Source organism: Herbaspirillum aquaticum (assembly GCF_002213425.1).
Taxonomy (GTDB): Bacteria; Pseudomonadota; Gammaproteobacteria; order Burkholderiales; family Burkholderiaceae_D; genus Herbaspirillum; species Herbaspirillum aquaticum.
In genome coordinates, this window is sequence record NZ_NJGV01000005.1 from 164121 (window position 1) to 186347 (window position 22227).

The 22227-nt window shown below is 63.0% G+C and carries 19 protein-coding genes; 17 read left to right on the forward strand and 2 right to left on the reverse strand.

From position 1 onward, the window contains the following. Nucleotide 1 precedes the first annotated feature (1 nt). Nucleotides 2-1006: a muramoyltetrapeptide carboxypeptidase gene (gene ldcA / locus CEJ45_RS06900; protein ID WP_088754427.1), complete on the forward strand. Its 1005-nt coding sequence runs from the start codon at nt 2-4 to the stop codon at nt 1004-1006. Between the two features lie 48 nt (nt 1007-1054). On the opposite strand, the gene CEJ45_RS06905 is transcribed toward ldcA, so the two are convergent. Beyond that, nucleotides 1055-1627, reverse strand: a complete 573-nt coding sequence (locus tag CEJ45_RS06905) for a DUF1439 domain-containing protein (protein WP_088754428.1) — start codon at nt 1625-1627, stop codon at nt 1055-1057. A 245-nt stretch (nt 1628-1872) separates the two neighbouring features. On the opposite strand from CEJ45_RS06905, the gene CEJ45_RS06910 reads away from it, so the two are divergent. The 4 genes from CEJ45_RS06910 to CEJ45_RS06925 all read left to right on the forward strand — a co-directional run bounded on the left by CEJ45_RS06910 (nt 1873) and on the right by CEJ45_RS06925 (nt 6828). Beyond that, entirely contained in the window at nt 1873-3471 is a 1599-nt protein-coding gene (locus CEJ45_RS06910; RefSeq protein WP_088754429.1) for an ABC-F family ATPase, read from the forward strand. Between the two features lie 38 nt (nt 3472-3509). Next, on the forward strand, nt 3510-4649 hold the full coding sequence (nadA, locus tag CEJ45_RS06915; RefSeq protein ID WP_088754430.1) for a quinolinate synthase NadA: 1140 nt from the start codon (nt 3510-3512) through the stop codon (nt 4647-4649). After that, entirely contained in the window at nt 4646-5551 is a 906-nt protein-coding gene (nadC, locus tag CEJ45_RS06920; RefSeq protein WP_088754431.1) for a carboxylating nicotinate-nucleotide diphosphorylase, read from the forward strand. Before nadA ends, nadC begins: the two co-directional genes overlap by 4 nt. A 161-nt stretch (nt 5552-5712) precedes the next feature. Continuing rightward, nucleotides 5713-6828 carry a zinc-binding metallopeptidase family protein gene (locus tag CEJ45_RS06925; RefSeq protein WP_088754432.1) on the forward strand — a complete coding sequence of 372 codons (1116 nt, stop codon included), beginning with the start codon at nt 5713-5715 and terminating at the stop codon, nt 6826-6828. 112 nt (nt 6829-6940) lie between these two features. On the opposite strand, the gene CEJ45_RS06930 is transcribed toward CEJ45_RS06925, so the two are convergent. After that, complete coding sequence (locus CEJ45_RS06930) at nt 6941-8284, reverse strand: MFS transporter (RefSeq protein ID WP_088754433.1); 1344 nt, start codon at nt 8282-8284, stop codon at nt 6941-6943. 427 nt (nt 8285-8711) lie between these two features. Between CEJ45_RS06930 and cyoA the strand changes: the two genes are divergently transcribed. From cyoA to CEJ45_RS06990, 12 genes are all read left to right on the forward strand, one after another. Beyond that, nucleotides 8712-9644 (forward strand): ubiquinol oxidase subunit II, encoded by a 933-nt coding sequence (cyoA, locus tag CEJ45_RS06935; protein ID WP_039785866.1) that lies wholly within the window; start codon nt 8712-8714, stop codon nt 9642-9644. Between the two features lie 76 nt (nt 9645-9720). Further along, complete coding sequence (cyoB, locus tag CEJ45_RS06940) at nt 9721-11724, forward strand: cytochrome o ubiquinol oxidase subunit I (protein ID WP_088754434.1); 2004 nt, start codon at nt 9721-9723, stop codon at nt 11722-11724. Continuing rightward, complete coding sequence (gene cyoC / locus CEJ45_RS06945) at nt 11717-12343, forward strand: cytochrome o ubiquinol oxidase subunit III (RefSeq protein ID WP_088754435.1); 627 nt, start codon at nt 11717-11719, stop codon at nt 12341-12343. Before cyoB ends, cyoC begins: the two co-directional genes overlap by 8 nt. Beyond that, on the forward strand, nt 12340-12828 hold the full coding sequence (gene cyoD / locus CEJ45_RS06950) for a cytochrome o ubiquinol oxidase subunit IV (RefSeq protein ID WP_088754436.1): 489 nt from the start codon (nt 12340-12342) through the stop codon (nt 12826-12828). The genes cyoC and cyoD overlap by 4 nt, the downstream gene beginning before the upstream one ends. Then, on the forward strand, nt 12825-13676 hold the full coding sequence (locus CEJ45_RS06955; protein ID WP_088754437.1) for an SURF1 family protein: 852 nt from the start codon (nt 12825-12827) through the stop codon (nt 13674-13676). The genes cyoD and CEJ45_RS06955 overlap by 4 nt, the downstream gene beginning before the upstream one ends. 3 nt (nt 13677-13679) lie before the next feature. Then, nucleotides 13680-15062, forward strand: a complete 1383-nt coding sequence (locus CEJ45_RS06960; protein WP_088754438.1) for an ATP-binding protein — start codon at nt 13680-13682, stop codon at nt 15060-15062. A gap of 129 nt (nt 15063-15191) precedes the next feature. After that, the gene (locus tag CEJ45_RS06965; RefSeq protein ID WP_088754439.1) at nt 15192-15728 is read left to right on the forward strand and encodes a response regulator transcription factor; all 537 of its coding nucleotides are present in this window, start codon (nt 15192-15194) and stop codon (nt 15726-15728) included. Between the two features lie 115 nt (nt 15729-15843). Further along, complete coding sequence (locus CEJ45_RS06970; protein WP_154133404.1) at nt 15844-17028, forward strand: ABC transporter substrate-binding protein; 1185 nt, start codon at nt 15844-15846, stop codon at nt 17026-17028. 48 nt (nt 17029-17076) lie between these two features. After that, nucleotides 17077-18969 (forward strand): ABC transporter permease, encoded by a 1893-nt coding sequence (locus CEJ45_RS06975; RefSeq protein WP_088754441.1) that lies wholly within the window; start codon nt 17077-17079, stop codon nt 18967-18969. Then, the gene (locus tag CEJ45_RS06980) at nt 18966-19727 is read left to right on the forward strand and encodes an ABC transporter ATP-binding protein (protein ID WP_088754442.1); all 762 of its coding nucleotides are present in this window, start codon (nt 18966-18968) and stop codon (nt 19725-19727) included. The genes CEJ45_RS06975 and CEJ45_RS06980 overlap by 4 nt, the downstream gene beginning before the upstream one ends. Continuing rightward, complete coding sequence (locus CEJ45_RS06985) at nt 19724-20377, forward strand: ABC transporter ATP-binding protein (protein WP_088754443.1); 654 nt, start codon at nt 19724-19726, stop codon at nt 20375-20377. The genes CEJ45_RS06980 and CEJ45_RS06985 overlap by 4 nt, the downstream gene beginning before the upstream one ends. Nucleotides 20378-20585: 208 nt before the next feature. Continuing rightward, the gene (locus CEJ45_RS06990) at nt 20586-22226 is read left to right on the forward strand and encodes a histidine kinase famiy protein (RefSeq protein ID WP_088754444.1); all 1641 of its coding nucleotides are present in this window, start codon (nt 20586-20588) and stop codon (nt 22224-22226) included. The last annotated feature ends 1 nt before the right edge of the window (nt 22227 follow it).

Genomic DNA, 22227 nt, shown 5'->3' on the forward strand with positions numbered 1-22227 from the left:
GATGGCAACTGCTGGCCGTGAATTGCTGGAAGGACTGGTCCCGCCGGGTACGGGGGTGGCCATCGTGGCGCCTTGCGGGCATGCCGGGCTGGATCCCGCCGGCGTAGAGCGTGGCGTGGCCTTGCTGGAATCGCTGGGCTGCCGGGTGCGCAATTTCTACGATCATGCCCAGCGTTACCAGCGCTTCGGCGCCACCGATGAGCGGCGCGCGGCGCAACTGATGGAAGCGGCGGCCGACCCGGAAATCGAGGTCATCATGGGCCTGCGCGGCTCCTACGGCATGAGCCGCATCCTGCCCGCGCTGGATATTCCCGCCCTGGCCGCCAGCGGCAAGCTGCTGGTCGGCTACAGCGATTTCACGGCCTTGCAGTGCTGCCTGCTGGCGCAATCCGGTTATGCCGGTTTCCAGGGGCCGATGCTTTCCGGTGATTTCGGCGCCGAATCGCCCGACTGGGCCGCGCTGGCGACTTTCTGGCGCACGCTGACTTCGCCGCAGGTGGTGGTGCACAACTATGAGGGACAGGCTGCGGCAGATCGCGCCGCCAATGGGGACCGCCGTACCGATCCGATGAGTCCGGTGCTGAAGTGCGCGGGCAAGCTGTGGGGCGGCAATCTGGCGATGATGGCGCATATGGTCGGCCATCCGCAGTTTCCCCCGATAGAAGGCGGGATTCTGTTCCTGGAGGATGTGAATGAACATCCCTTCCGGGTCGAGCGCATGATCCTGCAGCTGGAGCAGGCAGGCGTGCTGGCCAGGCAGAAGGCGGTCCTGCTGGGCGACTTCTCCGCTTACCGCCTGGCCGAGATCGACAATGGCTACGATTTCACCGAAATGCTGGCTTTCCTGCGCGAGCGCATCGCCACCCCCATCGTGACCGGCCTGCCTTTCGGCCATGTGCGCGATCTGGTGACGCTGCCGCTGGGCGCGCACGCGGAACTGGACGCCCGCGGTGCAGAAGGTTTCACCTTGACCCTGTCGGATTATCCCACCCTGGCCCGGCGCTGAGGCTGCAGGCGGCTCGCCGGGCTGCCTGGGTACTCAATGAAGGAAACGTCACTTCTCCTTTATTTCGACCTTCACCGCGTCCTGTTCGACCGTGATCTTGCCGGGCTCGAAGGTCTTGCCGTTCATCTGCAGCTGTTCCGGCTTGAAGGTGTAGAGCGCATAGTCGCGCAGGAACTGGTCGGCAGCGGCATTGCCCAGCGCCGTGAGCTGTTGCGCGTATTGCGGCGGCAGGTCGGTGCTGTCGACCTTGTCCACCTTGGGTGCATCGAGCCGCAACGAGCGCGTGGCCGGATCGTACTTGAAGGCGCTGCTCAGGGTCAGCACCGCATTGACCGGGCGCTGCAGCAGCAAGGGATTGGCGATCTGGGCGTCCACCACGGTATTCATGCGGTTTTCGGCGGGCAGCATGCCCAGGCGCGGATTGCTCAGGGTGACATCGAAAATGTCCATATAGCGCAGCTTGCGCGGGAATTGCGGGGCGATGGCCGTCTGCAGCTGCTGGCGGGAGACGCTGTATTCGTTGGTCCAGACGTTGTAGCCGGTGTCGGCCGCTTGCGCCGGCATCGCGGACAGCGTGGACCAGGCGAGGAGGGCGATGGCGGGGATGATGGCTCGCTTCATGCTTGCGGTTTCCTGAGTGACAAAATGGGTCAGAGCCTGCCAGGGGGCGTAAAAATCCCGGGAATTGTAAGCTGGCCGTGTGCGATGAGCAGCGCAAACATGGAAGTTTGGCAAGATTTTGGCGGTGCTCAGGCACCGCGATGCAAGCCGCATCAGGCGTGCAGTGGTAAAATGCCCGGTTTCGCGCGCCCGGCCAAGCTTGCTGGCTGGCATACGCAAGTTACATTTTTGAAAAGGTTTTCGCAGTGCTATCCACCGCAAACATCACCATGCAGTTCGGCGCCAAGCCGTTGTTCGAGAACATTTCCGTCAAGTTCGGCGATGGCAATCGCTATGGCCTGATCGGCGCCAATGGCTGCGGCAAATCCACTTTCATGAAGATCCTGGGCGGCGACCTGGAACCGTCGGGCGGCAATGTCAGCCTGGACGTCAATGAGCGCCTGGGTAAGCTGCGCCAGGATCAGTTCGCCTATGAAGAAATGCGCGTGCTGGATGTGGTCATGATGGGCCACGTGGAAATGTGGGCGGCCATGTCCGAACGCGATGCGATCTATGCCAATCCGGATGCCACCGACGACGATTACATGAAGGCGGCCGACCTGGAAGCCAAGTTCGCCGAATACGACGGCTACACCGCCGAAGCGCGTGCGGGCGAGCTGCTGCTGGGCGTGGGCGTGCCCATCGAACAGCACAACGGACCGATGAGCAATGTCGCACCCGGCTGGAAGCTGCGCGTGCTGCTGGCCCAGGCCCTGTTCTCCAACCCGGACATCCTGCTGCTGGACGAACCGACCAACAACCTGGACATCAACACCATCCGCTGGCTGGAAGAAGTGCTCAACGAGCGCAATTCCACCATGATCATCATTTCCCACGATCGCCACTTCCTGAACCAGGTCTGTACCCACATGGCCGACATGGACTACGGCACCCTGAAGATCTATCCGGGCAACTACGACGACTACATGCTGGCTTCCTCGCAGGCCCGCGCCCAGCAGCTGGCCGCCAATGCCAAGGCCAAGGAAAAAGTCGCTGAACTGCAGGACTTCGTGCGCCGCTTCTCGGCCAACAAGTCCAAGGCCCGCCAGGCGACTTCGCGCGCCAAGCAGATCGACAAGATCAAGGTCGAGGACATCAAGCCGTCTTCCCGCGTGAACCCGTTCGTGCGCTTTGAAGGCGAGAAGAAGCTGCACCGCCTGGCCGTGGAAACCCAGAGCATCACCAAGACCTACGACCGCGACATCTTCCGGAACTTCAACATCATGGTCGAAGCCGGCGAGAAGATCGCCATCATCGGTGCCAACGGCGCGGGTAAAACCACCCTGCTGCGCAGCATCGGCGGCGACGTGACCGGCCTGCATCCGGATTCGGGTGAGGTGAAGTGGGCGGAAAACGCCAACGTCGGCTATATGCCGCAGGATCCCACCGAGGAATTCGCCGGTGGCGAAACCCTGACCGACTGGATGGGCAAGTGGACCCAGGAAGGCGACGATGACCAGGCCGTGCGTGGCATTCTCGGCCGTCTGCTGTTCTCGGGCGACGATGTGAAGAAGTCGGTGAAGGTGCTCTCCGGTGGCGAAAAGGGCCGCATGATGTACGGCAAGCTGATGCTGGGCCGCCACAACGTGCTGCTGATGGATGAACCGACCAACCACATGGACATGGAGTCCATCGAGTCGCTCAACATCGCGCTGGAAAAGTACGCCGGCACGCTGATCTTCGTGTCGCACGACCGTGAATTCGTGTCCTCGCTGGCCACCCGCATCCTCGAAGTGAAGGACGGCCAGGTGATCGACTTCCAGGGTGGCTACGAAGACTACCTGGCCAGCCAGGGCATCGAATAATTCCCCCCAACCGCATCCGCACAGCATTGTTGACCGCCATGCAAGCAACAGCAACCAAGGTCGTCGAGTTCGAGCGACCGCAAATGGAGACCGGCGGCAGTTGTACCGCCAATGCGTGGGCCAAGGTACCGGCCACGCCCAGCCCCGAGGAACGCGCGCAGCTCAAGGCGCGCATCCGCCAGCTGCTCAAGGAGAAGCAGGCGGTGCTGGTGGCGCACTACTACGTCGATGGCGACCTGCAGGACCTGGCCGAGGAAACCGGCGGCTGCGTCTCGGATTCGCTGGAGATGGCACGTTTCGGCCGCGACCATGCCGCCCAGACCCTGGTCGTGGCCGGCGTGCGTTTCATGGGCGAGACCGCCAAGATCCTCAGCCCCGAAAAGCGCATCCTCATGCCCGACCTGGACGCGACCTGTTCTCTGGACCTGGGCTGCCCGGCCGACGAATTTGCCGCCTTCTGCGACCAGCATCCGGACCGTACCGTGGTGGTCTATGCCAATACCAGCGCAGCGGTGAAGGCCCGTGCCGACTGGATGGTGACGTCGGGCATCGGCCTGGAAATCGTGCAGCACCTGCATGCCCAGGGCAAGAAGATCCTGTGGGCACCGGACAAGCACCTGGGCAGCTACATCCAGAAGCAGACCGGCGCCGACATGCTGCTGTGGCAGGGTTCCTGCCTGGTGCATGACGAATTCAAGGGCATCGAGCTGGAACTGATGCGCGCCGAACACCCCGACGCCCTGGTGCTGGTGCACCCGGAGTCGCCCGAGGCGGTGGTGGCGCAGGCCGATGTGATCGGTTCGACGTCACAGCTGATTGCGGCGGTGCAGTCCTCCGATGCGTCCGCTTTCATCGTCGCCACCGACAACGGCATCCTGCACAAGATGCGCGCAGCGGCGCCTGGCAAACGGTTCATTGATGCCCCGACCGCCGGCAACAGCGCCACCTGCAAGAGCTGCGCGCATTGCCCGTGGATGGCCATGAATGGCTTGCAGAACCTGCTGCACGTGCTGGAAACCGGCGCCAATGAAATCCACGTCGACCCGGCGATCGGCAAGCAGGCTGTCGTGTGCATTGACCGCATGCTGGATTTTGCCGCCCAGCGCAAGGCCAAGGTCCGCCCCTCGGCGCGCCTTGAAGACGAACAGCAACTGTTTGCAGGAATCGGCCCCGCATGACGCTCCACGCCCTCAAGACTGCCTCGACCATCGCGGCCAGCAACCTGCGCAATCCCTTTGGTCCTTTCGATGCCGCGCTGCATGCGGCTTTCGATGCCAACGTCAACCAGGCCATCGCCGAGGATGTGGGTGACTGCGACTACACTGGCCTTTTGGTGCCGGAAAACGAATTCGTGAAGGCCCGCGTCATCGTGCGCGAAGCCGCCGTGCTGTGCGGTGCGCCCTGGTTCGAGGCGGTAATGACCCGTCTCGATCCGCGCCTGCAGGTCAGCTGGGGCTATGCGGAAGGCGACCTGATGGCGGCCGACAGCGAGGTCTGCACCATCGAAGGCCCGGCCCGTGCCTTGCTCACTGCCGAGCGCGGTGCGCTCAATTTCTTGCAACTGCTTTCGGGCGTGGCCAGCGCTACCCGGCGTTATGTCGAGGTGGTGCAGGGCACCCGCGCGGCCATCCTCGATACCCGCAAGACCTTGCCCGGCCTGCGCCTGGCGCAGAAGTACGCAGTGCGTGTGGGCGGTGGCGCCAACCAGCGGCTGGCGCTGTATGACGGCATCCTCATCAAGGAAAACCACATTGCGGCCGCCGGTGGCATCACTGCGGCCGTGGCTGCCGCCTTGAAGCTCAACGCAGGCGTGACCATCCAGGTCGAAGTGGAAAGCATTGCCGAGCTCAACGAAGCCCTGCAGGCTGGCGCCGAATCGATCCTGCTGGACAACTTCTCGCTGGACATGATGCGCGAGGCGGTGGCCGTCAATGCGGGCCGCGCTTTGCTGGAAGCTTCCGGCGGCATCAACCTGCAGACCGTACGCGCCATTGCCGAGACCGGCGTGGATCGCATCTCCATCGGCAGCCTGACCAAGGATATCCAGGCAACCGATTTCTCCCTGCGCGTGATCGGCTGACCGGCTGATCCCACCCTTGCATCAGCCTGGCGCGGTGGCTTGCGCCAGGCTTCATTTTTTTTCGGCACCGAGTGCAGGAACGTATCCGGGTTTTCCCCTTCCAACGCCAGATGCCAGCGACAATGGTTCGCCGGCGACGACGATAAACACAGGGGGAGCCCATGAAAACCTTTCATTGCGACAATTGCAGTGCGCAAGTCTTCTTCGAAAATACCGTATGTGGAAACTGTGGCTGGATGCTGGGTTACCAGCCCCAATTGCAGGCCATTGCCAGTTTTTCGCCACTGGAGCCGGCCGTCGCACCGGCAACTGATGCCGACTCTGCCGCCGCTGAGGCGGGGTCCGGCCGCTGGCGCAGCGTCAAGCCTCAGAACGAGGGGCTGGTATTCAAGCAGTGCGTCAACTACTGGCGCGAGAACATCTGCAACTGGATGCTCGATGAGCGCGAGCCGCACGAGCTGTGCGCCTCCTGCCGCCTGACCCGCGTCATTCCCAATCTCGACGAAGGCAATAACCGCGTGCTGTGGAGCCGCCTGGAGACGGCCAAGCGGCGCCTGCTGCATTCCCTCTGGACCTTGCAATTGCAGCCGGTCCCAAAGATGGAAGATGAAGAAGCCGGCCTGGCCTTCGAATTCCTGCAGGATCTTCCGCATGGCGAGCGGGTACTGACCGGGCATGCCGATGGCGTCATCACCATCAACATCGCTGAAGCCGACCCCGCCTACCGCGAACAGGCGCGCGAGCAGATGGCCGAGCCGTATCGCACGCTGCTGGGGCATTTCCGCCATGAGAGCGGGCATTATTATTTTGACCGGCTGGTAGCGCCGACCGACTGGATCACACCGTTCCGGGAGAAATTCGGTGACGAGCGCCAGGATTATGGCGAAGCGCTCAAGGTCCATTACGAGAATGGCCCGCGTCCGGACTGGGAAGAAAACTTCGTCAGTGCCTACGCCAGCAGCCACCCCTGGGAAGACTGGGCGGAGACCTGGGCCCATTATCTTCATATGTTCGACACCCTGGAGACTGCCTACGCCTGCGGCGTGCAGTTGCGGCCGCGCCATGAGGGCGAGCAGAAACTGGTCATCAAGGCGCCGCCGGTGGCGGCCGGTTCCTTTGACGAACTGGCTCGCGAATGGTTTGCGCTGACCTATGTGCTCAACAGTCTCAATCGCAGCATCGGGATGCCGGACTCCTATCCCTTCACGCTGTCCACGCCGGTGCTGGAGAAGCTGCGTTTCGTGCATGAGGTGGTCAATGGCGGCGCGCCTGCCTGAGGCTTGCAGGATATTTCACGTACACGCGCACGCGCGCGGCGCAATAAAAAACCCGGAAGTTTCCTTCCGGGTTTTTTCATCCTGCGCGCAGGGATGGGGATGTCAGAGCGGCTCAGTCATCCCGCGCTTCCAGCGCACGGTTCAGGCTCAGTGCGGCCAGCGAACCCACCGCACCCGACAGCAGGTAGAAGCTGACATAGGCCATGCCGAAGTGCGCCGACAAGCCCAGCGCCACCAGCGGGGCGAAACCGGCACCAACCAGCCAGGCCAGGTCTGAAGTCAGGGCCGCGCCGGTGTAGCGATAACGGGTCTTGAAGTTGGCCGTCACGGCACCGGCAGCCTGGCCGTAGGACAGGCCCAGCAAGGCAAAGCCGATCAGGATGAAGGTGTTCTGGCCGGATTCACCGCCGTTCATCAGGGCCGGCACGAAGGCCGACAGGATCGCGATCAACAGCGCCATCGAACCCAGCGTATTGCGGCGGCCGAAGCGATCCGCGACCACGCCCGAAACGAGGATGCCCACTGCCATGATCAATCCGCCCCAGATCTGGATCACCAGGAAATCCGACGCCTCACGCAGCGAATAGAGCTTGATCCACGACAGCGGGAACACCGTCACGAGGTGGAACAGCGCATAGCTGGCGAGCGCGGCGAGGGCGCCGATGATGATGTTGCGGCCCTGGGTGGTGGCCAGCTCTACCACACCGGCCGGCTCCAGCTCGCGCTCATCGAGCAGCTTGGCGTATTCCGGGGCCGACACCAGGCGCAGGCGCGAGAACAGGGCGACCACGTTGATGGCAAAGGCCACGTAGAAGGGGAAGCGCCAGCCCCATTCGAGGAAGTCGGCCGTGGTCAGCGTGGCCAGCATGTAGGCAAACAGGCTGGCGGCGATCACGAAGCCCAGCGGTGCGCCCAGCTGGCCCATCGCGGCATACCAGCCACGCTTCTCCGGCGGGGCGTTCATCGCCAGCAACGAAGGCAGGCCGTCCCACGCGCCGCCGAGTGCTACCCCTTGACCGACACGCAAGAGCGAGAGCAAGATGATGGCCCACACACCGATGTGTTCGTAAGTTGGCAATAACGCAATGCCCGCAGTCGAAAAGCCGAGCATGAACAACGCCAGCGTCAGTTTTACCTCTCGGCCGTAGTGCTTTTGAATCGCCATGAAGATCGTGGTCCCGATGGGGCGGGCCAGGAAGGCGAAGGCAAAGATCACGAAGGCGTAGAGCGTGCCTTCCAGTTTCGGTTCGTTGGGGAAGAAAACCGCCGGGAACACCAGCACCGAAGCCAGTGCATAGACGAAGAAGTCGAAGTATTCGGACGCGCGTCCGATCACCACGCCCACCGCGATCTCACCGGGTTCGATCGTGCCGTGTTCGTGGTGAGTGGAAGGATTGCTGGATTGAGGCCGGAGTTGACCGGAACCTTCACCATTGTGGATGCTGGTGCTTGCCATGGCTTTGTCTCCCACTGTTAGAGGTTTAGTCGCAGTACGTGCTACAGGGCCTGTTCACACTTAATCTGCGAGTGCGAGAGGTCGCCAAGCGTTGACTGCCTAGGCGCAGCGACGCGCCGTGGTGGTGCCACGGCAAGGAGCTGCAACAACGGCAGGCGACGCTTGGCGGCCTCTCCCGGAGGGTTGCCCCCAGAAGGCGCGCTGGCCGCGTTGCACGTCAGGGCTGGTGGCGCCACCACCAGCCCTGACGCGCGCCTTGCCACCACGCCTTCTGGGGGCAACGCATCTCGCAGATTAAGTGTGAACAGGCCCTAATCCCAACCTGGCAGGTGGCAAGTGACAGGGTGGGACAAAACGTCCAATCGCCAACACACTTTATTGGCGTTACATTACCACGCTCTGATACATACGACTGGAATTTTCCTTCATGGTTTCTCAAATCCTCCGTCGCGGATTGCTCCTGCTTCCTGCGCTTCTGTTGGCTGGGTGCAACACCGTCGTGATGAATCCTTCCGGCGACATCGCTAACCAGCAAGCACGCCTGATCGTCATCTCGACCGCGTTGATGCTGCTCATCATCGTCCCGGTGATCATCCTGACGCTGCTGTTCGCATGGCGTTATCGCAAGAGCAACACTTCCGCTCCCTACGAGCCGGACTGGGATCACTCGACCCGCCTGGAACTGGTCATCTGGGGCGCGCCCCTGCTGATCATCATCGCCCTGGGCCTGTTGACCTGGATCACCACCCACACCCTGGACCCGTACCGTCCGCTCTCGCGCATCGACGCCGAGCGTCCGCTGTCGCCCCAGGTCAAGCCGCTGGTGGTGGAAGTGGTGGCGCTGGACTGGAAGTGGCTGTTCATCTATCCGGAACAGGGCATCGCTACTGTCAATGAGTTGGCGGCGCCCGTGGATGTTCCCATCCAGTTCAAGATTACTGCCTCCAACGTGATGAATTCCTTCTACATCCCGGCACTGGCAGGCCAGATCTACGCGATGCCGAGCATGGAAACCAAGCTGCACGCCGTCATCAACAAGGCCGGCGAATACGAAGGCTTCTCGGCCAACTACAGCGGCGCCGGCTTCTCGCACATGCGCTTCAAGTTCCATGGCCTGGACCAGGCCGGCTTTGACGCCTGGGTGCAGAAAGCCAAGGCAGGCGCCGGCAAGCTGGACCGTGCCGAGTACCTGAAGCTGGAACAGCCGAGCGAACGCGAACCTGCCCGCCTGATCGGCAGCGTCGAGCCCGAACTGTTCCACGCCATCGTGAACCGCTGCGTAGCACCCAACACGGTTTGCATGGACAAGATGATGGCCACCGACCTGAACGTGAAACCGGGCCAGCAAAAGGCCGAATGATTTCCTTGCCTGGTAGCCGTATCAGCGCAGCAGAACACCGCTGCGCCCCAATTTCCTTTTTCCCCGGGAAGTAAAGATGTCTGACAATTTTGACCTGATAAAGCTGATCTTCGGTCGTCTCAGTCTGGAAGCGATTCCATACCATGAGCCGATCCTGATCGGTACCTTCGCCATGGTGGCGCTGGGCGGCATAGTCGTACTCGGCCTGCTCACCAAATATCGCCTGTGGGGCATGTTGTGGCGCGACTGGTTCACCAGTATCGACCACAAGCGCATCGGCATCATGTACATCGTGCTGGCCATCGTCATGCTGCTGCGTGGCTTTGCCGATGCGTTGATGATGCGTGCGCAGCAAGCCATCGCCTTCGGCGACAACGCCGGCTTCCTGCCGCCGCACCACTATGACCAGGTGTTCACCGCCCACGGCGTGATCATGATCTTCTTCGTGGCCATGCCCCTGGTGACCGGTCTGATGAACTACGTCGTGCCCCTGCAGATCGGTGCACGCGACGTGGCATTCCCCTTCCTGAACAACTTCAGCTTCTGGATGACCACCTTCGGCGCGCTGCTGGTGATGGCCTCGCTGTTCGTGGGCGAATTCGCCCGCACCGGCTGGCTGGCTTACCCGCCGCTGTCGGGCATCCTGTACAGCCCTGACGTGGGGGTGGACTACTACATCTGGGCCTTGCAGGTGGCCGGGGTAGGGACACTGCTCTCCGGCATCAACCTGGTGGTGACCATCGTCAAGATGCGCGCCCCCGGCATGAACATGATGAAGATGCCGGTCTTCACCTGGACTTCGCTCTGCACCAACGTCCTGATCGTGGCTGCCTTCCCGGTGCTGACCGCCGTGTTGGCCATGCTGTCCCTGGACCGCGTCTTCGGCACCAACTTCTTCACCAACGACATGGGCGGCAACGCCATGATGTACGTGAACCTGATCTGGATCTGGGGCCACCCCGAGGTCTACATCCTGATCCTGCCGGCCTTCGGCGTGTTCTCGGAAATCGTGTCGACCTTCAGCGGCAAGCGCCTGTTCGGTTACACCTCGATGGTGTACGCGACCGTGGTGATCACCATCCTGTCCTACCTGGTGTGGCTGCACCACTTCTTCACCATGGGTTCGGGCGCCAGCGTGAACTCGTTCTTCGGCATCACCACGATGATCATCTCGATCCCTACCGGTGCCAAGATCTTCAACTGGCTCTTCACGATGTACCGTGGCCGCATCCGCTTTGAAGTGCCGATGCTGTGGACCATCGGTTTCATGGTCACCTTCGTCATCGGTGGCATGACCGGCGTGCTGCTGGCCGTTCCTCCGGCCGACTTCGTGCTGCACAACTCGCTGTTCCTGATCGCCCACTTCCACAACGTCATCATCGGCGGCGTGGTGTTCGGCATGTTCGCCGGCATCAACTTCTGGTTCCCGAAGGCCTTCGGCTTCAAGCTCAACGAATTCTGGGGCAAGTGCTCGTTCTGGTTCTGGCTGGTCGGCTTCTACCTGGCCTTCATGCCGCTGTACGTGCTGGGCCTGATGGGCGTGACCCGTCGCATGAGCCACTTCGACGATCCGTCGCTGCAGATCTGGTTCGTGGCTGCAGCACTGGGCGCTGGCCTGATCGCCCTGGGCATCGCTTCTTTCATCATCCAGATTGCCGTCTCGATCCGCGACCGCAAGAAGCTGGCCGATGTGACCGGCGACCCGTGGAACGGCCGTACCCTGGAATGGTCGACTTCCTCGCCGCCGCCGGCTTACAACTTCGCCTTCACCCCGGTCGTGCATGACAACGACGCCTGGGCTGACATGAAGAAGAACAACTATCAGCGTCCGCTGGGTGATTTCGTGGAAATCCACATGCCCAAGAACACCGGTGCAGGCTTCATCATCGCCGCGCTGTCCGCTGCTGTTGGCTTCGCCATGATCTGGCACATGTGGTTGCCCGCCGTGGCCGGCTTCATCGCCCTGTGCGTGGCCACCATCGTGCACACCTTTAATTACAACCGCGACTACTACATCCCGGCCGACGAAGTCGTCCGTGTCGAAGCAGAGCGCACACGTCTGTTGAATAGCCATGTCTGAAGCAATCAACCACACGGCCGACGCGACGCCTAGCTCGCGCTATTTCGTCCGCCATCACCATCCGGAGAACGGCACCCTGCTGGGCTTCTGGATTTACCTGATGAGCGATTGCCTGATCTTCGCCTGTCTGTTTGCGTGCTATGCCGTCCTGGGCCGCAACTATGCAGGCGGGCCGACCGGCGCCGAGCTGTTCGACCTGCCGCTGGTGGCGCTCAACACCGCGCTGCTGCTGCTGTCGTCGATCACCTACGGTTTCGCCATGCTGGCCATGCAGGCCAAGAAGCAGCAGAACACCATCATCTGGCTGATCATCACGGGTCTCTTGGGTGCTGGCTTCATCTACTTCGAACTGTATGAGTTCCTGCACCTGATCCACGAAGGCGCCGGCCCGACCCGTAGCGGCTTCCTGACCTCGTTCTTCGCGCTGGTCGGTACCCACGGCCTGCACGTGACCTTCGGCATCATCTGGCTGGTCGTGCTGCTGTTCCAGATCAACAAGCACGGCCTGACCGAAGCCAACGGCCGTCGCCTGATGTGCCTGTCGATGTTCTGGCACTTCCTGGACGTGGTCTGGATCGGCGTCTTCACCTTTGTCTACCTGATGGGAGTCCTGCCATGAGCCGCGGCCACCAAGAACACCCGGCCCGTCCGATGGGCCACCACGACGACCACGGCCACGGTCACGACCATGGTCATGGTCATGGCGACCACGCCGCCCACGGCACGATGAAGGATTACGTTACCGGCTTCGTGCTGGCCGTGATCCTGACCGCGATCCCGTTCTGGATGGTCATGAACAAGACCATCGCCAGCTCGGCGACCCTGGGCATCGTACTGCTGGCCTTCGCGGCCGTGCAGATCGTGGTGCATATCAAGTATTTCCTGCACATGAACGGCAAGTCCGAAGGCGGCTGGAACATGCTGGCGATGATCTTCACCATCGTCATCGTGGTCATCACGCTGTCCGGCTCGCTGTGGGTCATGTATCACCTGAACCACAACATGATGCCGACCATGTCGCCGGAAAACATGGCCAACGAAACCGTGCCGCAGTCGATGCAAGGCATGCAGGGCATGCAACACGGCGCAGCCCAATCGAAATGAGCCAAACGCCAAGCAATGGCGTGAAGCAAGGCAAAGAAAGCGGGGCGGTGCAAGCCGCCCCGGTATCCCGCACAAAGGCCAGCTTGTTGTTGCTGACGCTTTTGGCGGGATTTTTCTTTCTGGTCTTCGCCGCCCTGGGAACCTGGCAGGTTTATCGCCTGCAATGGAAACTGGACCTCATCGCCAAGGTGGACGCCCGCGTGCACGCCGCACCGGTGGCACCACCCGCTCCGCAGGACTGGCCGAATGTCGGCGCCGAGCGGGATGAATACAAGCGCGTGGTCTTGAGTGGCCGCTACCTGTACAGCAAGACGGTGGCCGTGCAGGCCAGTACCGACCTCGGCAGCGGTGCCTGGCTGCTGACGCCGTTGCAGGCCGCCGACGGCAGCCTGGTGCTGGTCAATCGCGGCTTCGTGCCGGTTTCGCCGCTCAAGCTGGCCGACACGCAGCTGCCGGACGCGCCTGCGGGGCAGATGAACGAAGTGACCGGTCTGTTGCGCATGAGCGAGCAGGGTGGCGGTTTCCTGCGCAGCAACGACGCCGCACAGAACCGCTGGTATTCACGTGATGTGAAGGCCATTGCACAAGCCCGTGGTCTGCCCGTTGGGCAGGTGGCGCCGTATTTTGTCGATGCCGACAAGGCTTCGTCAGAAGCCAATGCCGCCAGCGCTCCCGATGCGCAGAAACCCGTCGGTGGCCTGACCGTGATTGCCTTCCACAACAGTCACCTGGTGTACGCCCTGACCTGGTATGCCCTGGCGTTGATGTCGCTGGGTGCGGGCTACTGGGTCATCCGCGACGAGCGCCGCTGGCGCCAGCGCATCCAGGATGCACAAGCCCGTGGCTGAGCGATGACCGCCTCCGACACCGTCGCCAAGCGCAAGACCCTGCGCGAGCGCTGGCAGCGCCTGCGCCAGGGCGAGCAGAACCCGGCCGGCCACCAGAACATGCTGCTGCTGATCCAGCTGCGCTGGCTGGCGGTGCTGGGGCAGGTGTCCACGATTGCCTTCGTGGTGCTGGTGTTCGACCTGCATTTGCCGCTGCCGCACATGCTGGAGGTGCTGTCCTGCCTGATCGCCTTCAACATCGCCAGCCACCTGCGCTGGCACGAGCGGCGCATCGCCACCAATGCCGAACTGTTCCTGGCCTTGCTGGTGGACGTGGCGGTGCTGACCTTCCAGCTTTACCTGAGCGGCGGCATCACCAATCCCTTCGCCTTCCTGTACCTGATGCAGATCATCCTCTCGGCCGTGCTCCTGAAGCCCTGGTCGAGCTGGGCCATCGTCGCCGTGACCATGGCCTGCCTGGCGGGATTGGCGCTCTTTTCCGAGCCGCTGGCGCTGCCGCCGGACCACAATGCCGGCTTGCTGAGCCTGTATGTGGAGGGCACGCTGATCTGCTTCCTGCTCAATGCCGGGCTGATGGTGTTTTTCATCACCCGCATCAGCAGCAACCTGCGTGCCGGCGATGCCCTCTTGGCCGACCTGCGCCAGCGTGCTGCGGAAGAAGACCACATCGTGCGCATGGGCCTGCTGGCCTCCGGTGCGGCCCATGAACTGGGTACGCCCCTGGCCACCGTATCGGTGATCCTGGGCGACTGGAAGCGCATGCCCGAGATCAGCCAGCGTGCCGACATGCTGGAAGACATCGCCGAGATGGAAGCCCAGCTGCAACGCTGCAAATCCATCGTCAGCGGCGTGCTGCTCTCGGCCGGCGAGGCGCGCGGGGAATCCTCCATCAAGACCACCATCAACACCTTCCTCGACAGCGTTGCCGAAGACTGGCGCAAGACGCGCCCGGTGGAGATCTTCGAATACCGCAACCTGATCGGGCAGGATGTGCCGGTGGCCTTCGACTCGGCCATCAAGCAGATGCTGGGCAACGTGCTGGACAACGCCTTCGAGGTCTCGCCGCAGTGGCTGGCGCTGGAGGTGCGCAGGGAAGGGGATCTGCTGCTCATGGAAGTGAGCGACCGTGGCCCGGGCTTCCCCGACTGGATGATCAACCAGATCGGCAAGCCCTACCAGTCCACCAAGGGCAAGCCGGGACGCGGGCTGGGCCTGTTCTTCGTGGTCAACGTGGCGCGCAAGCTGGGTGGACGGGTCTGGGCCAGCAATCGTGCCGCCGGTGGTGCGCGCGTGACGCTGGAGCTGCCGCTGTCGGCCATCAGCCTGGCACCGCTGACCGAGGAGACCACGGTCAGCGAAGCACCGGACTATCCCACCGGCGCTTGATGTGGCGCAAGCCGCGCCTGACGCGGCTTTGACTGTAATCATTTCCTTTTTCTTCAGGTGCCGCCGGTGTCCGGCGCCGTCTCGCCTTACAATACCGGCTTTGGCAAAGTAGAAAAATAGGAAATGCACATGCCGGCTGATCGCCTGCTTCTGATCATCGAGGACGACGCCGCCTTCGCACGCACCTTGGGACGCTCCTTCGAGCGTCGCGGCTATACCGTCCTGCTGGCCGCCAGCCAGGAGGAAGCGGCGGCCCACCTGAAAGAACACAATCCCGGCTATGCCGTGGTCGACCTCAAACTGGGCGGCAACGCCTCGGGCCTGGCTTGCGTGCAGATGCTGCATGCCCACGATGAAGCCATGCTCATCGTCGTGCTGACCGGCTTCGCCAGCATCACCACGGCGGTGGAAGCCATCAAGCTGGGCGCCTGCCAGTACCTGGCAAAACCTTCCAATACCGACGACATCGAAGCTGCCTTCGGCCATGTGGCCGGCGTGTCGGAGGTCGAGCTGCCCGCGCGCGCCACCTCCATCAAGACCCTGGAATGGGAACGCATCCATGAAGTGCTGGTGGAAACCGACTTCAACATCTCCGAAACCGCCCGCCGCCTGGGTATGCACCGTCGTACCCTGGCGCGCAAGCTGGAAAAACAGCGTGTGAAGTAATCTGCATACGGCCGCGCCAGCGGTTATCATTACGCCCGCCCCGCGCGCCTCGGCGGCCCGGGCACTCTCACCAGAAGGGAATGACGTGAACCATTTCAACTTCCAGCGCGGCCTCCTGTGGGCGTGCGCCGCGACCATCGTGAATCTTTCTGCGGGCGCAGCCCAGGCGCAGGACACCATCAAGATCGGCGAGATCAACAGCTACAAGGCGCAGCCAGCGTTCCTGGAGCCGTACCGCCGGGGCTGGGAGATGGCCCTGGATGAAGTCAATGCCGCCGGTGGCGTGCTGGGCAAGAAGCTGGAAGTGATCGCCCGCGACGACAACGGCAACCCCGGCGACTCCGTGCGCGTGGCCGAAGAACTGATGGCGCGCGAGCGTGTGGCATTGCTCTTTGGTGGCTTCCTCTCCAATACCGGGCTGGCGCTGACCGATTACGCCAAACAGCACAAGGTCTTCTTCCTGGCGGCCGAGCCGCTGACCGACAAGATTGTCTGGCAGAACGGCAACAAGTACACCTACCGCCTGCGTCCCTCGACTTACATGCTGGTGGCCTCCGTGGTGAAGGAAGCTGCCAAGCTGAAGAAGAAGCGCTGGGCCATCGTCTATCCCAACTATGAATATGGCCAGTCTGCGGTGGCCAGCTTCAAGACCTTGCTCAAGCAAGCCCAGCCGGATGTGGAATTCGTGGCTGAACAAGCGCCGCCGCTGGGCAAGATCGATGCCGGTGCGGTCACGCAGGCGCTGGCCGATGCCAAACCGGATGCCATCTTCAACGCGCTGTTCGCTGCTGACCTGGGCAAGTTCGTGCGCGAAGGCAATACGCGCGGCCTGTTCGACCAGGTGGAGGTGGTGTCGCTGTTGACCGGCGAACCGGAATACCTCGATCCGCTGAAGAACGAAGCGCCGCAGAACTGGATCGTCACCGGCTATCCCTGGTATGCCATCAACACGCCCGAGCACAAGAAGTTCGTGGACGCCTACCGCAAGAAATTCAACGACACCCCGCGCAATGGTTCGCTGGTCGGCTATAGCGCCTTGATGTCCATCGTCGCCGGCATCAAGAAGGCGGGCAGCACCGATGCCGACAAGCTCGCCGCCGCCTTCTCGGGCCTGAAGGTGGAGACCCCCGTGGCTTCCATCGTCTATCGTCCGCAGGATCACCAGTCCACGCTGGGGGCTTTCGTGGGGCGTACCGGCCTCAAGGACGGCCGCGGCATCATGACCAGCTTCAGCTATGTGGACGGTGCCAGCCTGCAGTTGCCGGATGCCGAGGTCAAGAAGCTGCGCCCGGCCGATTGATCCGCACACTGATCGTGTCCTTGTCCGCCTGCGGCCAGTCCTGATGCCATGACGCTTGCCAGTCTCACCGTCCAGCTGCTCAATGGCCTGGCCGATGCTTCCGCGATGTTCCTGGTGGCGGCGGGCCTGTCGCTGATCTTCGGCGTCACCCGCATCGTCAATTTCGCGCATGGCTCTTTCTATATGCTGGGGCTGTATGTGGCCTACAGCCTGGTGGAGCGCTTGGGCAGCACGGCCCTCGGTTTCTGGGGCGCACTGCTGCTGGCCGCGCTCACCGTGGCCGCGCTTGGTGCCGTGGTGGAAGTGCTGGTGCTGCGCCGCATCTATCGTGCGCCGGAACTGTTCCAACTGCTGGCCACCTTCGCCCTGGTACTGATCATCAAGGACGCCGCGCTCTGGATCTGGGGCCCGGAAGACCTGTTCGGCCCACGTGCGCCGGGACTCACCGGTGCCGTGCATCTGCTGGGACGGCGCCTGCCGCAGTATGACCTCCTGCTCATCGTGATCGGCCCGCTGGTGTTCGGGCTGCTGTGGCTGCTGCTCAACCGCACGCGCTGGGGCACGCTCATCCGCGCGGCCACCCAGGACCGTGAAATGCTGGGCGCACTGGGCGTGAACCAGGCCTGGCTGTTCACTGCCGTCTTTGCGCTGGGCTGCTTCCTGGCTGGACTGGGCGGCGCCCTGCAGGGACCACGCATGCCGGCCAACCTGGCCCTGGATCTCGATACCATCGGCAATGCCTTCGTGGTGGTGGTGGTCGGTGGCATGGGCTCGCTTGGCGGCGCATTTGCCGCCGCCTTGCTGATCGCGGAGGTCAAGGCGCTGTGCATCGCACTGGGCAATGTCTCCCTGTTCGGCATCGAGGTCTCGCTCTCTCGCCTCACCCTGGTCGTGGAATTCCTGGTGATGGCGGCCATCCTGGTGATGCGCCCCTGGGGCCTGTTCGGCAAACCGCTGGCACTGGTGCGCAGCGGGGCCGGCCATGACGCGCCCCTGCGCGCAGCCGGCCGCAAGACCCGCCTGGCGGGGTGGGCTGCGCTGCTGGCCTTGCTGGCCCTGCCTTTGCTGGCGACCCGGTTCCCCTATCTGCCGGTGCTGATGGTGGAGATCCTGATCGCCGTCCTCTTTGCCGCCAGCCTGCATTTCCTGATGGGGCCGGGCGGCATGGTGTCGTTTGGTCACGCGGCCTATTTCGGCCTGGGGGCCTATGCGGCGGCACTGGTCACGTTGAAACTGCAGTGGCCGATGCCGCTGGCCATGCTCGCCGGCGCGCTCGCGGCCATGGCCGGGGCCATCCTGTTCGGCTGGTTCTGCGTGCGCCTGTCGGGCGTCTATCTGGCCATGCTCACGCTGGCGTTTGCCCAGATCGTCTGGGCCACCATTTTCCAGTGGGACGACCTCACCGGCGGCAGCAACGGGCTGGTCGGGATTCGTCCCGCCGACGCGCTGGCCTCGCCCTTGGCGTATTACTACCTGGCCCTGGCCTGCGCCGCCCTGGGCGTGCATCTCCTGCGGCGCGTGATCCATGCACCGTTCGGGCTGGCCTTGCGCGCCGCGCGCGATGCGGCCGGGCGCGCCGAGTCGCTGGGCATGGACGTGCGCAGCCTGCAATGGGGTGGCTTTGCCATCGCCGGATTGTTCTGCGGGCTGGCCGGTGTGCTGTTCGCATTTTCCAAAGGCAGCATCTCGCCGGAAGTGGCCAGTGTGGGGCGCTCGGTCGATGGCCTGGTCATGGTCTTGCTGGGCGGCGTGCAAAGCCTGCTGGGCCCCTTGCTGGGGGCGGCACTGTTTACTTGGCTGCAAGATCTGGTGGCGCGTGAGACCGATTACTGGCGCGCCTTGCTGGGTGGCGTGATTCTGTTGCTGGTACTGCTGTTCCCGGGTGGCGTCGCAGGTGCATGGGGCGGCGTGCGTCCGTCCGCGAAGGAGGAGGGCGCATGAGCCTGCTGCAAGTCGATGGCCTGCGCAAGTCTTTCGGGGGCGTGGCTGCGCTCGATGGCGTGTCCTTCGCGCTGCCGGCCGGGCAGATGCTGGCGCTGATCGGGCCCAACGGCGCCGGCAAGTCGACCTGCTTCAATGTCATCAACGGCCAGCTGCGCCCCGATGCCGGACGTGTCCTGCTTGATGGTCAAGACATCGCCGGCCTCGACGCCCGCCGTATCTGGCGGCGTGGGGTGGGACGCACCTTCCAGGTCTCGGCCGCCTTTGCCTCGCTCACCGTCCTGGAAAACGTCCAGGCGGCCTTGCTCTCGCATCATCGCCGGCTGTGGCAATTGTGGCGTCCGGCGGCGGCCTGCCTGCGCGAACAAGCCATGGACCTGCTCGCCCAGGTTGGCATGGCCGACCAGGCAGGGCGCGCCTGCGGCGTGCTGGCCTATGGCGACATCAAACGCGTGGAATTGGCCATGGCGCTGTCCAATGCGCCGCGCCTGCTGCTGATGGATGAACCGACGGCCGGCATGGCCCCGCGCGAGCGACAGGCGTTGATGGCCCTCACGCGCCGTCTGGTCAGCGAACGCGGCTTGTCGGTGCTGTTTACGGAGCACAGCATGGATGTGGTGTTCGCCTTTGCCGACGAGATCATCGTGCTGGCGCGCGGCCAGTTGATCGCACAAGGCAAGCCGGACGCGGTACGCCAGGATGCCCGCGTGCGCGAGGTCTATTTCGGTTCCGGCGCCAGTTTCGGGAGTGCTGCATGAGGCCGCCCTTGCTGCAAGTGCAGGGCTTGCATGCCTACTATGGGCAGGCGCATATCCTGTTTGATCTCTCGCTGGAAGTCGGACGCGGCGAAGTGGTCGCACTCACCGGCCCCAACGGCGCGGGCAAGTCCACCACGCTCAAAGCGCTGATGGGCCTGCTCGAAGGCACGCAGGGCAAGGTCTCCCTGGACGGACGTGACATCACGCCCCTGGCCCCTTTCCGGCGCGCAAGGCTGGGGCTGGGCTTCGTCCCCGAGGACCGGCGCATCTTCACTGAACTGAGCGTGCTGCAGAACCTGGAGACCGGCCGCCAGCCGCCCCGCCCAGGTGTTCCAGGGTGGACCCCGCAGGCGCTCTTCGCGCTTTTCCCCAACCTGGGCGCCATGCCCCATCGCCCTGGCGGACGCATGAGCGGCGGCGAGCAGCAGATGCTCACCATCGCCCGCACGCTCATGGGCAATCCTGCGTTGCTGCTATTGGACGAACCGTCTGAAGGCGTGGCGCCCGTCATCGTCGAGCAGATGGCCCGCATGATCCTGCAATTGAAGCAGCGCGGCATGTCGATCCTGTTGTGCGAGCAGAATACGCACTTCGCGGCCATGGTCAGCGACCGTTCTTATACGCTGGATCAAGGCCGCTTGTTGACGTAGGAAAGCACGACACCGCGGCCAGCTCATCCATGGGAATCCCGCCTGTGGCAAGGCTGGCGACAGGCAGGCAAAAAGATGTAACAGGCCACTCGCGTTCCTGTTGCAAATCGCGGGGAACCGATGAGGTACTCCGTGTCCAAACTCCTGAAAGCAGCTCGCTTCCCGTTGCCTCACTGCAACCGAAAACAGCCAAACGGAGAAAAATACAATGCCCACATTCGCCAGGCACCCCACGGTGCATTGGCCTGCCGACGACTTCAATGATGCAGGAATACGTAACGACCACGCCAAGGTCGCGGTAGGCGATGACGCCAACGATATCTTTTTTGCCGCCGTCGAAATGACGCGCATGCCGATGATCGTGTCGGATCCGAACCGGCCTGACAACCCGATCATCTTCGTCAACAATGCCTTCATCAACATGACCGGCTACAGCCGCGCCGAAGTGGTGGGCAAGAATTGCCGCTTCCTGCAAGGCCCGGAAACCGACATGTCGGTCGTGGCGCAGGTCCGCGAAGCCGTGGCCGAGCGCCGCGAAATCGCCACCGAACTGCTGAACTACCGCAAGAACGGCTCCACCTTCTGGAATGCGCTCTTCATTTCCCCGGTCTATGACCAGCATGGCGAGCTGAAGTATTTTTTCAGTTCCCAACTGGACATCAGCCGCCGCCGCGACGCCGAGCAGGCGCTGGGCCAGGCGCGCAAGATGGAGGCGCTGGGCCAGCTGACCGGCGGTATCGCGCACGACTTCAACAACCTCCTGCAGGTCATCAGCGGCTACCTGGACATCATCAACCTGGCCCTGCGCAGCGACAAGCCCGACCTCGACCGCGTGGCGCGCAGTACGGACAGCATCCGCAAGGCGTCCGGCAAGGCCGCCATGCTGACCCAGCAATTGCTGGCCTTCGCCCGCAAGCAGCGGCTGGAGGGGCGCACCATCAACCTCAATTCGCTCACGGAGGGTTTTACCGATCTCGTGCAGCGCACGCTCGGTGGCGACATCGAAGTACAAACCGAGCTGGGTCAAGGCTTGTGGAATTGCCGCGTCGATCCGACCCAGATGGAAGTGGCGCTGCTGAACGTGCTCATCAATGCGCGCGACGCGATGTCCGGCAAGGGAACGGTGCGCATCCATACAAGCAATGAAGACCTGACTTCTGAAGATCGGGCGATCCAGCTGGGCGTGAAACCCGGCCTCTATGTATGCATCGCCGTTTCCGACAACGGCCCCGGCATTCCGCCCGACATCCTGCCGCGCGTGATGGATCCCTTCTTCACGACCAAGGACGAAGGCAAGGGCACAGGGCTGGGATTGTCGATGGTGTATGGCTTCGTGAAGCAGTCCGGCGGTTCGGTGCGGATTTCATCGGGCATGGACCGTGGCACGACCGTCTCGATCTACTTCCCGGCCACGCAGGACCAGGTCGGCGGCGCCTTCGAGTACGACAACCGCACCCATAGCCAGGGTGGCCACGAGCACGTTCTGGTGGTAGACGATAGAATCGAGGTCGCCGAGCTGGCCCAGGCGATGCTGGAGAGCCTGGGTTACCGTGTCAGCATGGTCAACTCGCCGACGCAAGCCCTGCAGGTCCTGCGTTCGGAGCCGAAGGTGGACCTGCTGTTCACCGACCTGATCATGCCCGGCAGCATGAATGGGGTGGTACTGGCGCGGGAGGCCCGGCGCATGATACCTTCCATCAAAATTTTATTAACTACCGGTTATGCCAGTGAGTCGATAGAGCGGCATGGCGCCGATGGCGAGTTTGCCGTCATCGACAAGCCTTATCGCCACGATGAACTGGCCCGAAAGATCCGCATTGTCCTCGACGGCGCCACTGGCGTGAGCTGAA

Coding starts and splice junctions, on each gene's coding strand:
- cyoC (WP_088754435.1), top strand. CDS start 11,717: ATGTCTGAAGCAATCAACCACACGGCCGACGCGACGCCTAGCTCGCGC.
- nadA (WP_088754430.1), top strand. CDS start 3,510: ATGCAAGCAACAGCAACCAAGGTCGTCGAGTTCGAGCGACCGCAAATG.
- ldcA (WP_088754427.1), top strand. CDS start 2: ATGGCAACTGCTGGCCGTGAATTGCTGGAAGGACTGGTCCCGCCGGGT.
- cyoB (WP_088754434.1), top strand. CDS start 9,721: ATGTCTGACAATTTTGACCTGATAAAGCTGATCTTCGGTCGTCTCAGT.
- CEJ45_RS06985 (WP_088754443.1), top strand. CDS start 19,724: ATGAGGCCGCCCTTGCTGCAAGTGCAGGGCTTGCATGCCTACTATGGG.
- CEJ45_RS06980 (WP_088754442.1), top strand. CDS start 18,966: ATGAGCCTGCTGCAAGTCGATGGCCTGCGCAAGTCTTTCGGGGGCGTG.
- cyoA (WP_039785866.1), top strand. CDS start 8,712: ATGGTTTCTCAAATCCTCCGTCGCGGATTGCTCCTGCTTCCTGCGCTT.
- CEJ45_RS06990 (WP_088754444.1), top strand. CDS start 20,586: ATGCCCACATTCGCCAGGCACCCCACGGTGCATTGGCCTGCCGACGAC.
- CEJ45_RS06965 (WP_088754439.1), top strand. CDS start 15,192: ATGCCGGCTGATCGCCTGCTTCTGATCATCGAGGACGACGCCGCCTTC.
- CEJ45_RS06975 (WP_088754441.1), top strand. CDS start 17,077: ATGACGCTTGCCAGTCTCACCGTCCAGCTGCTCAATGGCCTGGCCGAT.
- CEJ45_RS06905 (WP_088754428.1), bottom strand. CDS start 1,627: ATGAAGCGAGCCATCATCCCCGCCATCGCCCTCCTCGCCTGGTCCACG.
- CEJ45_RS06955 (WP_088754437.1), top strand. CDS start 12,825: ATGAGCCAAACGCCAAGCAATGGCGTGAAGCAAGGCAAAGAAAGCGGG.
- CEJ45_RS06925 (WP_088754432.1), top strand. CDS start 5,713: ATGAAAACCTTTCATTGCGACAATTGCAGTGCGCAAGTCTTCTTCGAA.
- CEJ45_RS06930 (WP_088754433.1), bottom strand. CDS start 8,284: ATGGCAAGCACCAGCATCCACAATGGTGAAGGTTCCGGTCAACTCCGG.
- cyoD (WP_088754436.1), top strand. CDS start 12,340: ATGAGCCGCGGCCACCAAGAACACCCGGCCCGTCCGATGGGCCACCAC.
- nadC (WP_088754431.1), top strand. CDS start 4,646: ATGACGCTCCACGCCCTCAAGACTGCCTCGACCATCGCGGCCAGCAAC.
- CEJ45_RS06960 (WP_088754438.1), top strand. CDS start 13,680: ATGACCGCCTCCGACACCGTCGCCAAGCGCAAGACCCTGCGCGAGCGC.